Origin of the sequence: Escherichia sp. WS1118 (genome assembly GCF_046487695.1) — a bacterium.
GTDB lineage: Bacteria > Pseudomonadota > Gammaproteobacteria > Enterobacterales > Enterobacteriaceae > Escherichia > Escherichia coli.
This window is the reverse complement of record NZ_JBJQIZ010000002.1, coordinates 1-14,725: the sequence shown is the minus strand read 5'-3', so window position 1 is coordinate 14,725 and position 14,725 is coordinate 1. Positions and strand designations below refer to the sequence as shown.

At 51.8% G+C, this 14,725-nt stretch carries 11 protein-coding genes and 1 rRNA gene; 2 read left to right on the top strand and 10 right to left on the bottom strand.

Translation table 11 applies throughout. The features are described from left to right. Window positions 1–29: 29 nt before the first annotated feature. The 4 genes from ACJHYO_RS03525 to metH form a co-directional block, all read right to left on the bottom strand. Window positions 30–1,661, bottom strand: coding sequence for a Na/Pi cotransporter family protein (locus ACJHYO_RS03525; protein ID WP_000956822.1), 1,632 nt, complete (start codon window positions 1,659–1,661; stop codon window positions 30–32). A 170-nt stretch (window positions 1,662–1,831) separates the two neighbouring features. After that, window positions 1,832–2,281: a hypothetical protein gene (locus tag ACJHYO_RS03520; RefSeq protein ID WP_001189565.1), complete on the bottom strand. Its 450-nt coding sequence runs from the start codon at window positions 2,279–2,281 to the stop codon at window positions 1,832–1,834. A gap of 42 nt (window positions 2,282–2,323) precedes the next feature. Then, entirely contained in the window at window positions 2,324–2,644 is a 321-nt protein-coding gene (locus ACJHYO_RS03515) for a hypothetical protein (protein WP_000590023.1), read from the bottom strand. Window positions 2,645–2,703: 59 nt separating this feature from the next. Further along, window positions 2,704–6,387, bottom strand: a complete 3,684-nt coding sequence (metH, locus tag ACJHYO_RS03510; protein ID WP_085455633.1) for a methionine synthase — start codon at window positions 6,385–6,387, stop codon at window positions 2,704–2,706. Window positions 6,388–6,586: 199 nt separating this feature from the next. Between metH and iclR the strand changes: the two genes are divergently transcribed. Then, window positions 6,587–7,411 (top strand): glyoxylate bypass operon transcriptional repressor IclR, encoded by an 825-nt coding sequence (gene iclR / locus ACJHYO_RS03505; protein ID WP_000226409.1) that lies wholly within the window; start codon window positions 6,587–6,589, stop codon window positions 7,409–7,411. A 16-nt stretch (window positions 7,412–7,427) separates the two neighbouring features. On the opposite strand, the gene aceK is transcribed toward iclR, so the two are convergent. The 4 genes from aceK to metA all read right to left on the bottom strand — a co-directional run bounded on the left by aceK (window position 7,428) and on the right by metA (window position 13,501). Next, window positions 7,428–9,152: a bifunctional isocitrate dehydrogenase kinase/phosphatase gene (gene aceK, locus ACJHYO_RS03500; RefSeq protein WP_042107028.1), complete on the bottom strand. Its 1,725-nt coding sequence runs from the start codon at window positions 9,150–9,152 to the stop codon at window positions 7,428–7,430. Window positions 9,153–9,367: 215 nt separating this feature from the next. Continuing rightward, window positions 9,368–10,672 carry an isocitrate lyase gene (gene aceA, locus ACJHYO_RS03495; RefSeq protein WP_000857856.1) on the bottom strand — a complete coding sequence of 435 codons (1,305 nt, stop codon included), beginning with the start codon at window positions 10,670–10,672 and terminating at the stop codon, window positions 9,368–9,370. A gap of 29 nt (window positions 10,673–10,701) precedes the next feature. Further along, window positions 10,702–12,303, bottom strand: coding sequence for a malate synthase A (aceB, locus tag ACJHYO_RS03490; protein WP_000138852.1), 1,602 nt, complete (start codon window positions 12,301–12,303; stop codon window positions 10,702–10,704). A 268-nt stretch (window positions 12,304–12,571) separates the two neighbouring features. Continuing rightward, entirely contained in the window at window positions 12,572–13,501 is a 930-nt protein-coding gene (gene metA, locus ACJHYO_RS03485; RefSeq protein WP_001122785.1) for a homoserine O-succinyltransferase, read from the bottom strand. Between the two features lie 156 nt (window positions 13,502–13,657). Here metA and ACJHYO_RS03480 point away from each other — a divergent pair, with 156 nt between their 5' ends. Continuing rightward, window positions 13,658–14,101: an acetyltransferase gene (locus ACJHYO_RS03480; RefSeq protein WP_000236984.1), complete on the top strand. Its 444-nt coding sequence runs from the start codon at window positions 13,658–13,660 to the stop codon at window positions 14,099–14,101. 62 nt (window positions 14,102–14,163) lie between these two features. On the opposite strand, the gene ACJHYO_RS03475 is transcribed toward ACJHYO_RS03480, so the two are convergent. Together ACJHYO_RS03475 and rrf are read right to left on the bottom strand one after the other, a co-directional pair. After that, on the bottom strand, window positions 14,164–14,547 hold the full coding sequence (locus tag ACJHYO_RS03475; RefSeq protein WP_001350411.1) for a YjaA family stress response protein: 384 nt from the start codon (window positions 14,545–14,547) through the stop codon (window positions 14,164–14,166). A gap of 76 nt (window positions 14,548–14,623) precedes the next feature. Then, a 5S ribosomal RNA gene (rrf, locus tag ACJHYO_RS03470) occupies window positions 14,624–14,725 on the bottom strand; the annotation flags it as partial.

Sequence of the window (14,725 nt, the reverse complement as noted above, 5' to 3'; positions counted from 1 at the left end):
CGTCTTATCAGGCCTTCAGGGTCACGGTATTAATACTCGTCCCGTCCTTCATCTTCATCCGGCTGTTCCAGCACACTGTAAGCCACCGAACAAAACAGCGAGTTCAGACGCTGCATATCTCCCAGTAAGCCTAAATGTAGCGAACTGGTTTCAATACTCTGCACGTTTTGCTGGTGCAGGCGATCGACGTGGGCGTGGGAATAGCGGCGATTAAGAATGCGAAAACGATGTTTGCTGCGGCGCAAACGACGGGCGCTGGTAACATCGCCAGAGAAGAAAACCGACATTGCCAGTTTTAAATTACTGAGCAATTGCTCATAGAGCGCATCCAGTTCCTTCAAGCCATCAAGCGAAAATGCTCGCCTTGCAGCCAGCGATTTGTCGGCAATTTCACTCCCCATGCGCTCGACGATATCGGAGGCCTGTTCAAGGTTGAGCGACATTTCGATGATCTCCGCCCAGCGGCGCGACTCTTCTTCTGCCAGTTCCTCTTTTGGCATCCGCGCCAGATACAGCTTAATGGCGGTATAGAGAACGTTGATGTCATCAGCCAGCTTACGCAGCTCTTTCTCCTGCCGTGGCTCGCCGTGCATCACTTTATTCAGCCCTTCCATCATCTGTTCCATGGCGTCGCCAATGCGCAGGGTTTCGCGGGCAGCGTTCGCCAGAGCAAGCGTGGGCGTATCCAGCGCGCTGACATCCAGATGTTTAGGCCGTAGCTGGGTATCCAGTTCCGGTTCATCGCGAATAATCGTTTTGCAAAACCGTGCCATCGGGTCAACGAATGGCAACATGACCAGGCAGCGTACAAGGTTGTAGAAGACGTGGAAATAGATCACCAATTCCGCTTTTGGCAATGGCAACTTCCCCATTGTCTCTGCCAGCAAATGAACAAACGGCAGGATAATCAGGCTACCCACCAGCTTAAACAGCAGGCTACCCAGCGCGACACGGCGGGCTGCGGCATTGGCGGCACTGTTGTTGAGCATCGCCAGCAGGCCGGAACCGAGGTTTGCCCCAATCACCAGACAAAGCGCCACTGGGAAAGAGATAATGCCTGCGGCGGTCAAAGTCGCGGTCAGCAGTACAGCAGCAAGGCTGGAGTAGCTGATAATGGCGAACATCGCACCAATCAGCGCATCCAGCAAAATGTCGCCAGTCAGCGAGGCAAAGATCACCTGAACGCCGTTTGCCTGAGTGATCGGCGTTACGGCCTGCACAATCAACTCCAGCGCCAGTAAAATCAGCCCAAGACCAATACCGACGCGGCCCAGTTGCCCGGCGCGTGACTGTTTGCGTCCGAGGAAAAAAATCACGCCGATAAAAATAAGTAACGGTGACAGCCAGGATAAATCGAAGGTGAGAATACGCGCCATTAGCGCCGTCCCGACATCTGCACCCAGCACAATCACCAGCGCAGGCGCGAGAGCAACCAGATCCTGAGCGACGAACGAGGTCACCAGCATGGTGGTGGCATTACTGCTCTGCACCAGTGCGGTAACGCCGATCCCCGCGCAAAAGGCGAGCGGCTTTTTTTCGACGCTCCGGCTAAGGACAGTACGCAGACGCGCGCCGAAGACGCGCATTACGCCTGTTCGAACAATATGAGTCCCCCAGACCAGCAGGGCGACGGCAGAAAGCAGGTGAAGCAAAGTTAGCACGGAATCAGGTTCTCCTTTTTGTTATGCATTTTCCTGTTAAGATTTTTCTAATCACGTTGTTTTTATCCAGGCATTTCTCTTGTATGTACTTTCAGTATAAGAGATTTATACAAGAAAGCATTTAAAAAGGCATTTATATAAAAATCCACCTGTATCTGTTGCTATTTCTGTCACACTTTCCCCTGTCGTTTACACCAGATAATCGTTGTCACTTTTGTGACCTCTGAGAAGATAAACAACGAAATATTTAAGACCAGATCCTGTGAATAAAAATAATTAAGTAACAACGGTATTACGGAGATTGAACAGCTTACGGTAGCAAAACGCATAAACTCCTGAATCGCCAAAAAAGAGAAACTAAATAATTTTTGTCTTAAAAAACATTGCGCAGAAAAGAATAAAGAGAACAATAATACTATTTGTAGCGTAACAGTGGCGACTGCATAAGCGTAAAAACCGCCTTCAACACCGATATCCTTAAGTAAAGAAAGTGAATGAACGATATCGGAATAAAAAGGGATACGACCATTACCAAGCGAGTAGAACAGATATGTGGCTATCGCGATAACATCCATAACACCCCAAAAAAGAAGAATGTATTTTTTATATTGACGTTGCATAAAGTAAATCCTTTTTACGAAAACAAATATTACCAGGAATTATTATAATTGCGGGCGTTTTTGGATTAACACTCCACCCGTATTTTTTAAACCTCTGTCAGCTATACCTTCACTAAACAAGACATCGATACGCCCTTTACTTTTATCGTGATACAGAATACTGCATGAGATACACCTTATACCCTCTTTGGATTTACGAAAATCTAACCAATAACGACCATCATAAAATACCCACTCCACACCTGTTTTTATATTAATTATCCAATCATTATAACCTGTTGGTTTTTTTCCTAATAGTTCAGTAACTTCGGACTCTGAACATCCTTCGAAAGCAAAAAAATCTATTTCATCAATTTTTATCATGTTCAATAATCCATTATTTATGACATTAAAAACCGGGGCAAATACCCCGGTGTTATCACTTACTCGGCATCATACCCCAGATTCGGTGCCAACCAACGCTCAACTTCGGTAACGCTCATTCCTTTACGGCGGGCATAGTCTTCAACCTGATCGCGCTGAATTTGCGCCACCGCGTAATACTTGCTGTCTGGATGACTGAAGTACCAACCCGAAACCGATGCACCCGGCCACATGGCGAAGGATTCCGTGAGTTTCATACCGGTATGTTTTTCCACTTCCAGCAGCTCCCAGATTGTGGCTTTTTCCGTATGTTCCGGGCAGGCAGGGTAGCCCGGTGCCGGACGGATGCCCTGGTAGTTTTCGCGGATCAGCTCTTCGTTGCTGAGGTTCTCGTTCGGCGCATAGCCCCAGTAGACTTTACGCACACGCTCATGGAGATACTCCGCAAAGGCTTCCGCCAGACGGTCGGCAAGCGCTTTCACCATGATTTTGTTGTAATCATCATGCTGTGCTTCAAAGGCATCAGCCAGTGCGTCCTCTTCCAGCCCGCCAGTCACGGCAAATGCGCCGATGTAATCCGCTTTGCCGGAAACCTTCGGCGCAACGAAGTCAGCGAGACAGTAGTTAGCGAAGCCGGTTTTTTCGGTCTGTTGGCGCAGATGGTGGCTGACGTTGATCACATGGGTACGCGTTTCGTCACGGTAGATTTCAATGTCATCACCCACACGGTTTGCCGGGAACAGGCCCACCACGCCACGCGGGTTCAGCATTTTTTCGGCGCTTAATTTATCCAGCATGTCGTTGGCGTCTTTAAACAGCCGCTGCGCCTCAACACCTACCACTTCATCTTCCAGAATGCGCGGATACTTCCCGGCCAGCGACCAGGTCATAAAGAACGGCGTCCAGTCGATGTAATTACGCAGCGTTTCGATGCTGGCTTCGACTTCCTGCACACCGAGACGGTGCACCACCGGCGGCGTGTAAGCCTGCCAGTCAAAAGCGAAGTCGTTATCACGCGCCGCTTCCAGCGTGACCGGTGGTGTGCGTGGTTTCTTTCGTCCGTGCTGAATACGCACGGTTTCGTACTCCTTGCGGGTACGAGCAACGAAATCATCACGCTGAGTGTCGGAAAGCAACGCCGCCACCACACCAACGGTGCGTGAAGCGTTCTGCACATACACCGTCGGGCCGCTGTAGTTCTGCTCAATTTTCACCGCCGTGTGCGCTTTTGAGGTGGTCGCGCCGCCAATCAATAGCGGAATGGTGAAGCCCTGACGCTCCATCTCTTTCGCCACGTTAACCATCTCGTCCAGCGACGGCGTGATCAGCCCCGAAAGGCCAATCAAATCAGCATTCACTTCTTTAGCGGTACGGAGAATTTTTTCCGCAGGCACCATCACGCCGAGATCGACAATTTCGTAGTTGTTACATTGCAGCACCACGCCAACGATATTTTTACCGATGTCGTGGACATCGCCCTTCACTGTGGCGATCACCATCTTGCCGTTGGTTTTACCCTGCTCTTTGCTGGCTTCAATAAACGGCTCGAGATACGCCACCGCCTGCTTCATTACGCGCGCCGATTTCACCACCTGCGGCAGGAACATTTTGCCCTCGCCAAACAGGTCGCCGACCACGTTCATGCCGTCCATCAACGGGCCTTCAATCACTTCAATCGGACGCGTAGCCTGCTGGCGGGCTTCTTCGGTATCCTGCTCGATAAACTCGGTAATGCCTTTGACCAGCGAGTATTCCAGACGTTTATTCACTTCCCACGAGCGCCACTCTGCCTGCTGGGTGTTAGCGGTGTCGTCGGTTTTGCTGCCGCGATATTTCTCGGCAAGTTCGAGTAAACGCTCGGTGCCATCGTCGCGACGGTTGAGGATCACATCCTCCACCGCGTCGCGTAGCTCGGTAGGCAGGTCGTCGTAAATCGCCAGTTGCCCGGCGTTGACGATCCCCATATCCATGCCATTGCGAATAGCGTAGTAGAGGAACACCGCGTGAATGGCTTCGCGCACAGGATCGTTACCACGAAACGAGAACGACACGTTAGAAACGCCGCCGGAAATCAGCGCGTGCGGCAATTCACGTTTGATGTCTTCACACGCGCCGATAAAGTCCTGTGCGTAATTGTTGTGCTCTTCAATGCCAGTTGCGACCGCGAAGATGTTCGGGTCGAAGATGATATCTTCAGCCGGGAAGCCAACCTCTTCGGTGAGGATTTTGTACGCCCGACGGCAAATCTCGATTTTCCGTGCGCGGGTATCGGCCTGGCCCTGTTCGTCAAAAGCCATTACCACTACTGCCGCACCGTAGCGACGCAACAGTTTCGCGTGATGGATAAAGGCGTCGACACCCTCTTTCATCGAGATAGAGTTAACAATGCCTTTGCCCTGGATACACTTCAGACCTTTTTCAATAACGTCCCATTTTGAGGAGTCGATCATTATCGGCACGCGAGCGATATCCGGTTCACCAGCAATCAGATTGAGAAAACGCACCATCGCCACTTCGGCATCGAGCATCCCTTCATCCATGTTGATATCGATAATCTGCGCACCGTTTTCCACCTGCTGACGCGCCACATCCAGCGCCTCGCTGTATTTCTCTTCTTTGATCAGGCGCTTGAACTTAGCGGAACCGGTGACGTTGGTGCGTTCACCCACGTTCACAAACAGGCTATCTTCGCCAATGTTCAGCGGCTCCAGGCCGGACAAGCGGCAGGCTACGGGAATTTCCGGTAGTTTGCGCGGCGCTAATCCTTCTACTGCACGACTCATCGCTGCAATATGTTGTGGCGTGGTGCCGCAGCAGCCGCCGACGATATTGAGAAAGCCTGCTTCTGCCCATTCACGTATCTGTTTTGCCATCGTGTCGGCGTCGAGATCGTATTCACCAAAGGCGTTGGGCAGCCCGGCGTTCGGGTGGGCGGTGACGTAGCATTCCGCAATACGCGACAGTTCCTGTACGTACTGGCGCAGTTCGTCTGGCCCCAGCGCACAGTTCAGGCCAAAGGTCAGCGCTTCGGCGTGGCGCAGGGAGTTGTAAAACGCTTCAGTGGTCTGCCCGGAGAGCGTGCGCCCGGAGGCGTCGGTGATGGTGCCAGAGATCATAATCGGCAGTTCAACGCCCAGCGCTTCAAACTCCGTTTTCACCGCAAAGACCGCCGCTTTGGCGTTAAGGGTGTCGAAAACGGTTTCAATCAGGATCAGATCCGCGCCACCTTCCACCAGCGCTTTGGTGGATTCTCGATAAGCCGCCACCAGCTGGTCAAAAGTGATGTTGCGGAATGCCGGATCGTTGACGTCCGGAGAAATAGACGCCGTGCGGTTGGTCGGGCCGAGAACACCGGCAACGTATCGCGGTTTCTCCGGCGTGCGGGCAGTCCACTCGTCAGCACAGGCGCGCGCCAGTTTCGCCGCCGCAAAGTTGATTTCCGCCGACAGGGATTCCATTTGGTAATCCGCCATCGCAATAGTCGTGGAGTTGAAGGTGTTGGTTTCGATGATATCCGCGCCCGCTTCAAAGTAGGCGTTGTGGATAGCGGCGATCACTTCCGGTTTGCTGAGCACCAGCAGGTCGTTGTTGCCTTTGAGATCGCATGGCCAGTCGGCAAAGCGTTCACCTCGAAAATCGGCTTCGTTCAGTCGATAGCTCTGGATCATGGTGCCCATACCGCCGTCCAGCACCAGAATACGTTCATTTAACTGCGCACGCAGTTGTTCCACTTTGCTGCTCACACTTGCTCCCGACACGCTTAACCCAGATTTAATAAAAATTCAACAAACCATACTGGCATAAACGCATCTGTGGTAAAAGCGACCACCACGCAACATGAGATTTGTTCAACATTAACTCATCGGATCTGTTCAGCAACTATTGCATTCGCTGATAATAAAAATGAAAATGATTTCCACGATACAGAAAAAGGAGACTGTCATGGTCGCACCCATTCCCGCAAAACGCGGCAGAAAACCCGCCGTTGCCACCGCACCAGCGACTGGACAGGTTCAGTCTTTAACGCGTGGCCTGAAATTACTGGAGTGGATTGCCGAATCCAATGGCAGTGTGGCACTCACGGAACTGGCACAGCAAGCCGGGTTACCCAATTCCACGACCCACCGCCTGCTAACCACGATGCAACAGCAGGGCTTTGTCCGTCAGGTCGGCGAACTGGGTCACTGGGCGATCGGCGCACACGCCTTTATGGTCGGCAGCAGCTTTCTCCAGAGCCGTAATTTGTTAGCGATTGTTCACCCTATCCTGCGCAATCTAATGGAAGAGTCTGGCGAAACGGTCAATATGGCGGTTCTTGATCAAAGCAATCACGAAGCGATTATTATCGACCAGGTACAGTGTACTCACCTGATGCGTATGTCCGCGCCTATCGGCGGTAAATTGCCGATGCACGCTTCCGGTGCGGGTAAAGCCTTTCTGGCCCAACTGAGCGAAGAACAGGTGACGAAGCTGCTGCACCGCAAAGGGTTACATGCCTATACCCACGCGACGCTGGTGTCTCCTGTGCATTTAAAAGAAGATCTCGCCCAAACGCGCAAACGGGGTTATTCATTTGACGATGAGGAACATGCGCTGGGGCTGCGTTGCCTTGCAGCGTGTATTTTCGATGAGCACCGCGAACCGTTTGCCGCAATTTCAATTTCCGGACCGATTTCACGTATTACCGATGACCGCGTGACCGAGTTTGGCGCGATGGTGATTAAAGCGGCGAAGGAAGTGACGCTGGCGTACGGTGGAATACGCTGACTTTTTCGCCTCTGATTTATACGAATCGGACGCTAAACCGCTGCCTGCGCCGATACGCATAAACATCTTCCACATGCCCTTCACGTATGCGGTTTTGTAGTGCGCGCCAGTAATCAGCGCGGAACAAGTCGGCGTGCATCTCTTCAAATAGCGGACCAATACGCGGGTCGGCACATAACCAGTGACGGAACTCTTCCGGGAAAACATCGCCCGGCGAGACGCTGTACCACGGTTCGCTGGCAAGTTCGTCTTCCGGGTAGCGCGGCAGCGGGATGTCGCGGAAATTCACTTCCGTCATGTAGCAAATTTCGTCGTAATCATAAAACACCACGCGCCCGTGACGGGTGACGCCAAAGTTTTTAAATAACATATCCCCAGGGAAGATGTTGGCAGCGGCAAGCTGGCGAATGGCGTTGCCGTACTCTTCAATAGCGTCGCGCAGCTGCTGACCTTCCACTTGTTCCAGCCAGATATTGAGCGGCACCATCCGCCGCTCAATATAAAGATGGCGAATCACAATCTGTTCGCCGAGATCGGTGATTTTTTCCGCTGCTTCCTGGAGCAGTAATGCCATTAATGCCGGGGAAATATGCCGCTTCTCCAGCACAAAGTTTTCAAACTCCTGGGTGTCCGCCATTCGGCCCACGCGATCGTGCTCTTTCACCAGTTGATAGCAGGCACGAACGTGAGCGGCAGACATCTCTTTCTGCGGCGCGAACTTGTCTTTGATGACTTTGAATACCCGATCAAAGCCCGGCAGCGTAAACACCAGCATCACCATGCCACGAATACCCGGCGCTTCAATGAACTGCTCATTACAGCCCTGTAGATAAACGAGATATTCGCGGTAGCTTTCGGTTTTGGCGTGCTTCTGGCAGCCGATAGCCATATACAATTCAGCGGTGGTTTTACCTGGCAGAATTTCCCGTAGCCACTCGACCAGTGCTGCGGGCAGCGGTGCATAAACCATAAAATAAGAACGCGCAAAGCCAAAAACAATACTCGCTTCGGCGGTGGTCGTCAGGCAGGTATCAATAAATAACTCGCCGTCGTCCGTCTGGTGGATCGGCAGCAAAAATGGCAATGTGCCGGAAGGCGTGATCAGTTTGCCTACCAGCCAGGCGGCTTTATTGCGGTAAAACAGTTCGTTCGCCACCTGTAAATGACTTTCCGCGAGGTTGTCTGTCCCCAGCGTTTCCGTCAGATGGCGAACGATGTAATGAATGTCACGGCTTTTATTCTGCCAGCGCAGACGCAACGGCAGGTCGCTGATAACACGCATCAGCAGAGATTCCCAGCCGTGATCGGGGTGAAAGTCTTTCGCCAGCGGGCGCGGAATGGTACGAAAACGGCGCTCTGGCTGGGAGCTAAAGATAAAAAGCCGCTCGGGAGTAAGCGAGCGGTGGTCAAATAACCGACAGTACACGGAGTTAAAAAAGCTCTCCGCAATCTCGAAGCGCGGGTAATCCGGCAACAGCCGCGTGTAATGCTCTTTGACGCGCAGTAAAAATGCCGCGTCCGTGCTTTGGCCGTTAGTAATGCAGCGCAGTTGCTCCACGACCAGACCCACGTGATGATCGTAAAGATGAATACGGTTTTTCATCGCCTGCTGGACAGCATGCCAGTCGGCTTGCTCGAAACGCTGCTGCGCCCCGGAAGTCACTTCGAGGAATCGACCATACTGAGCGTCGAAACCTTGCAAAATGGTTTGTGCAATCAGTAATTCCAGGCCACGCGGCATTTGTTGCCCTCGTCGGGAGCAGAGAATTGCCGGATAAGACGCGTAAGCGTCACATCAGGCGCTGATTGCCGGATGCGGCGTAGACGCCTTATCCGGCCTACGTTCGGCAACGGCTGTAGGCATGATAAGACGCGCAAGCGTCGCATCAGGCGCTGATTGCCGGATGCGGCGTGAACGCCTTATCCGGCCTACAGTCAGCAACGTTTATCGGTTGCTTAGAACTGCGATTCTTCGGTGGAGCCGGTCAGCGCGGTAACCGACGACGTGCCGCCCTGAATAATGGTCGTCACTTTATCGAAGTAACCTGTACCCACTTCCTGCTGGTGAGATACGAAGGTATAGCCATCTTTCGCGGCGGCAAATTCCGGCTGCTGCACTTTCTCAACATAGTGCTTCATACCCTCACCCTGGGCATAGGCGTTTGCCAGGTCAAACATGTTGAACCACATGCTGTGGATACCTGCCAGGGTGATGAACTGGAACTTGTAGCCCATATCCGACAGCTGCTGCTGGAAGCTGGCAATAGTTTTGTCGTCGAGGTTTTTCTGCCAGTTGAACGAAGGCGAGCAGTTATAAGCCAGCAGTTTGCCCGGATATTTCGCGTGGATGGCTTGTGCAAAGCGACGCGCCAGTTCCAGATCCGGCGTGGAGGTTTCACACCATACCAGGTCAGCATATGGCGCATACGCCAGGCCACGGCTGATCGCTTGCTCAATACCCGCATGAGTACGGAAGAAGCCTTCACTGGTACGCTCGCCAGTAATAAATTCGCTGTCATATGGGTCGCAATCGGAGGTAATCAGATCCGCCGCATCGGCATCGGTACGAGCAACCAGCAGGGTTGGAACGCCCGTCACATCTGCTGCCAGACGCGCCGCGACCAGTTTCTGAATAGCTTCCTGAGTTGGCACCAAAACTTTGCCGCCCATGTGACCACATTTCTTCACTGATGCCAGCTGATCTTCGAAGTGAACTGCCGCTGCACCGGCTTCAATCATCGCTTTCATCAGTTCAAAGGCATTCAGTACACCGCCAAAACCGGCCTCCGCATCGGCGACGATCGGCAGGAAGTAATCGACATAGCGCGGATCGCCCGGCTCAATGCCCGCGGACCATTGGATCTGATCCGCACGGCGGAAAGTATTGTTGATCCGCTCCACCACCGCTGGCACCGAGTTTGCCGGATAGAGCGACTGATCCGGATACATGCTGGCCGCCAGGTTAGCGTCCGCCGCTACCTGCCATCCCGACAGATAGACTGCTTCAATACCCGCTTTCGCCTGTTGCAGCGCCTGACCGCCAGTCAGTGCACCGAGGCTGTTGATGTAGCCTTTTTTCGACTCGCCGTGCAGCAGACGCCACATTTTCGCCGCGCCCAGTTGCGCCAGGGTGCATTCCGGATTGACCGAACCGCGTAATTTCACCACATCTTCCGCGCTGTACGGGCGAGTAATGCCTTCCCAACGCGGTTGAGTCCACTCTTTCTGTAATTCTTCAATTTGTTGTGTACGGGTTTTCATGTGCAGATGCTCCATAGTTATGTAGTGGTTTACGCTAACAGGCGGTAGCCTGGCAGGGTCAGGAAATCAATTAACTCATCGGAAGTGGTGATCTGTTCCATCAAGCGTGCGGCATCGTCAAAACGCCCATGGGAGAAACGTTCTTCGCCCAGTTCGCTGGCAATGACTTTCATCTCTTCGCCCAGCATCTGGCGGAACAAGGCTTTAGTCACCGGTTTGCCATTGCTCAACGTTTTTTGATGATGGATCCACTGCCAGATTGAGGTACGGGAAATTTCAGCCGTCGCCGCATCTTCCATCAGGCCATAAATCGGCACACAGCCATTGCCAGAGATCCACGCTTCGATGTACTGCACAGCCACGCGAATGTTGGCGCGCATACCTTCTTCGGTGCGTTCACCATCACAAGGTGCCAGCAGCTGATCGGCAGTAATCGGCGCGTCTTGTTCGCGCATCACCTCAAGCTGGTTTTTGCGGGAGCCGAGAATATCGTTGAATACCGCCATTGCCGTATCAGCAAGGCCCGGGTGAGCGATCCATGTGCCATCGTGACCGTTATTGGCTTCCAGCGATTTATCCGCTTTTACTTTGTCGAGCACCTGGTTATTGCGCTCTTCATCTTTGCTCGGAATAAACGCCGCCATGCCGCCCATCGCAAAAGCACCGCGTTTATGGCAGGTTTTAATCAACAGGCGTGAGTAAGCATTCAGGAAGGGTTTATCCATCGTCACTGCCTGTCTGTCTGGCAGGACGCGATCGGGATAGTTTTTCAATGTTTTGATATAACTGAAGATGTAATCCCAACGACCGCAGTTCAGACCAACAATATGGTCACGCAGCGCGTGAAGGATTTCATCCATCTGGAACACGGCGGGCAGCGTTTCAATCAGCAACGTCGCCTTGATGGTGCCGCGCGGCAGATTAAAGCGATCTTCTGCATAGCTGAAGACTTCGCTCCACCAGGCCGCTTCCTGCCAGGACTGGGTTTTCGGCAGATAGAAATAGGGACCGCTGCCCTTTGCCAACAGTGCCTGATAGTTGTGGAAGAAATAGAGCGCAAAATCAAACAGGCTACCGGGGATTGTCTCACCACGCCAGGTGACATGTTTTTCCGGCAAGTGCAGACCGCGTACCCGACAAATCAAAACCGCTGGATTGGGCTTGAGCTGATAAATTTTGCCTGCTTCATTGCTATAGCTGATGGTGCCGTTAACCGCATCGCGCAGGTTAATTTGCCCATCGATCACTTTGTTCCAGTCTGGTGCCAGTGAATCTTCGAAATCGGCCATAAAGACTTTCACATTGGCGTTGAGCGCGTTGATCACCATCTTGCGCTCTACAGGTCCGGTAATCTCTACGCGACGATCTTCTAAGTCCGCAGGAATCCCGCGAATTTTCCAGTCAGCATCACGAATGGAAGCTGTTTCCGAAATGAAATCAGGCAACGTTCCGTTATCGATATCCTGCTGCTGCTGAATGCGCGCTGCCAGAAGTTTATTGCGTTGTGGCGTAAAATGCGTCACCAGCTCAGTCAGAAATTCTACCGCTTCGGCAGTAAGAATTTGCTTCTCCTGCTCGCCATACGGCCTTGTAAAAGCCAGTTCATCGATTGTTGTTGCCTGTTCAGTCATCGTGCAGCTCCTCGTCATGGATCCGAAAACTTCCCCACTGTGAACGAAGGATCGTTGTGCGCTTTTCGTTCAGCACAACTAAGACTACTCATTTAAAATGCAAAATCAAAAACAATTTCCATTTTAATTAAAAATACATGTTAACTTATTGATAACAATATAAATAAAATTTATTCACTTACTGAGGTGTGTTTCGGAAATAAAAAAGGCACCCGAAGGTGCCTGAGGTAAGGTGCTGAATCGCTTAACGATCGACTATCACAGAAGATTAATCCAGCGTTGGATTCATGTGCCGTAGATCATATGGCGTGATCTGGTAGACGTAATAGTTGAGCCAGTTGGTAAACAGCAAATTACCGTGACTACGCCAGCTCGCTCGCGGTGTATTTTGCGGATCATTGTGCGGGAAATAGTTATACGGTACATCCGGGTCTAGCCCGGCTTCCACATCGCGGAAATATTCCTGCGCCAGCGTTTGCGCATCATATTCGGGATGGCCCGTCACAAAGGCAATGCGCTTATCTTTGCTGGCAAACAGATATGCATCCCCTTCTTCCGTCTCTGCCAGAATTTCCAGATCGGTATAATCACGAATCAACGCTGCCGGAAAGTCAGCATAGCGCGAATGCGGTGCCAGGAATGAATCATCAAAGCCACGCGTCAGAAGCGCATGAGGATGGAGAATATGATGCTCGTAAACGCCAGAGAGTTTGTCGGTGCGGGTTTGCTTAGGAATACCATAGAGGATATTGAGCGCGGCCTGTACAGCCCAGCAGACAAACAGCGTCGAGGTGACGTGATCTTTCGACCACTCCAGCACCTGTTTGATCTGCGGCCAGTAAGCGACATCATTAAACTCCACCAGGCCCAGCGGCGCGCCGGTAACTATCAGACCGTCAAAGTTTTGTTCCTGAATATCTTCAAAGTTACAGTAGAAGTTATTCAGATGCTCTGCGGGCGTGTTGCGCGATTCACGGGAATCGATGCGCAACAGCTGAATATCGACCTGCAAAGGTGAGTTTGAAAGCAGGCGCAGAAACTGATTTTCAGTTTCGATCTTCTTCGGCATCAGGTTAAGGATAAGCACCTTTAGCGGACGAATTTCCTGACCAGACGCGCGAGAAGTTGTCATCACAAAGACGTTTTCTTCACGCAAGAAATTGACGGCGGGTAGCTCGTCCGGCACACGAATCGGCATAACCTGATTACCTCACTACATACGCTTATACGTTTAGACATCCAGATAGCTGAAGATAACCAGAAAATTTACCAATGTCGAGCCTGCATGTTGAAGGTGAGAAAGTTTCAAGGAAAAGGCTACGTTAGAATATAAGAATGACGAAAAGGAGAGAAAATGGTTATTAGTATTCGCCGCTCACGGCATGAGGAAGGGGAGGAACTCGTTGCGATTTGGTGTCGTTCTGTCGATGCCACTCACGATTTTTTATCAGCAGAGTATCGGGCCGAGCTGGAAGAGCTGGTGCGTTCCTTCCTGCCGGAAGCGCCGTTGTGGGTCGCGGTTAATGAGCGGGATCGGCCGGTTGGGTTTATGTTGTTAAGTGGGCAGCATATGGATGCGCTGTTTATCGATCCTGATGTGCGCGGCTGCGGCGTGGGTCGGATGCTGGTGGAACATGCGCTCTCGATGGCACCGGAACTGACAACCAATGTTAATGAGCAAAATAAGCAGGCTGTTGGGTTCTATAAGAAGATGGGTTTTAAGGTTACGGGACGCTCTGAGGTGGACGATTTGGGGAAACCGTATCCATTGCTGAATCTGGCATATGTGGGGGCGTAGGCGGTTTTTTCTCATCCCGGTGGGCTGAACTTTAGGTTTCGTACCCACCAATGGTGACATGATTATTTCTGCTTAAACATTGCCATGACCGCACTATCACTGAGCACCACTGATTGCGCATGGATGTGGAACTGGCGATATTTCATTAACGTTGCCCCTGCGACCACTTCATGAAGAATGCGTTCCTCAACCTGTGACAAACCGCCCTCATTCATTTCCAGCGCGCTCACAACAATATCCATACGTTTTGCTGGCAAAAAAGAATGCCAGGTTGAACGTGGGTGGAGTTGCAGAACAAGATCTTGCAGAACTTTTTCTGCAACAAAGAAATTGGCGATTAACAGGCGCTGGTTACTGAAGGCAGCATCTCCTGACACTTCACGTTTGCTTTCAAGATCGCGAACAGTAATTTGATTACGACGAATTTGGATATACAGAACTGACATGAGATTCCCTTCATCATGCAAATAATTGATATGCAAAAAACCCCGGCCTTATTGACCGGGGTTTTTCTAATTTGATGCCTGGCAGTTCCCTACTCTCGCATGGGGAGACCCCACACTACCATCGGCGCTACGGCGTTTCACTTCTGAGTTCGGCATGGGGTCAGGTGGGACCACCGCG

Coding starts and splice junctions, on each gene's coding strand:
- ACJHYO_RS03520 (WP_001189565.1), bottom strand. CDS start 2,281: ATGCAACGTCAATATAAAAAATACATTCTTCTTTTTTGGGGTGTTATG.
- ACJHYO_RS03515 (WP_000590023.1), bottom strand. CDS start 2,644: ATGATAAAAATTGATGAAATAGATTTTTTTGCTTTCGAAGGATGTTCA.
- iclR (WP_000226409.1), top strand. CDS start 6,587: ATGGTCGCACCCATTCCCGCAAAACGCGGCAGAAAACCCGCCGTTGCC.
- aceK (WP_042107028.1), bottom strand. CDS start 9,152: ATGCCGCGTGGCCTGGAATTACTGATTGCACAAACCATTTTGCAAGGT.
- aceA (WP_000857856.1), bottom strand. CDS start 10,672: ATGAAAACCCGTACACAACAAATTGAAGAATTACAGAAAGAGTGGACT.
- aceB (WP_000138852.1), bottom strand. CDS start 12,303: ATGACTGAACAGGCAACAACAATCGATGAACTGGCTTTTACAAGGCCG.
- metA (WP_001122785.1), bottom strand. CDS start 13,501: ATGCCGATTCGTGTGCCGGACGAGCTACCCGCCGTCAATTTCTTGCGT.
- ACJHYO_RS03480 (WP_000236984.1), top strand. CDS start 13,658: ATGGTTATTAGTATTCGCCGCTCACGGCATGAGGAAGGGGAGGAACTC.
- ACJHYO_RS03475 (WP_001350411.1), bottom strand. CDS start 14,547: ATGTCAGTTCTGTATATCCAAATTCGTCGTAATCAAATTACTGTTCGC.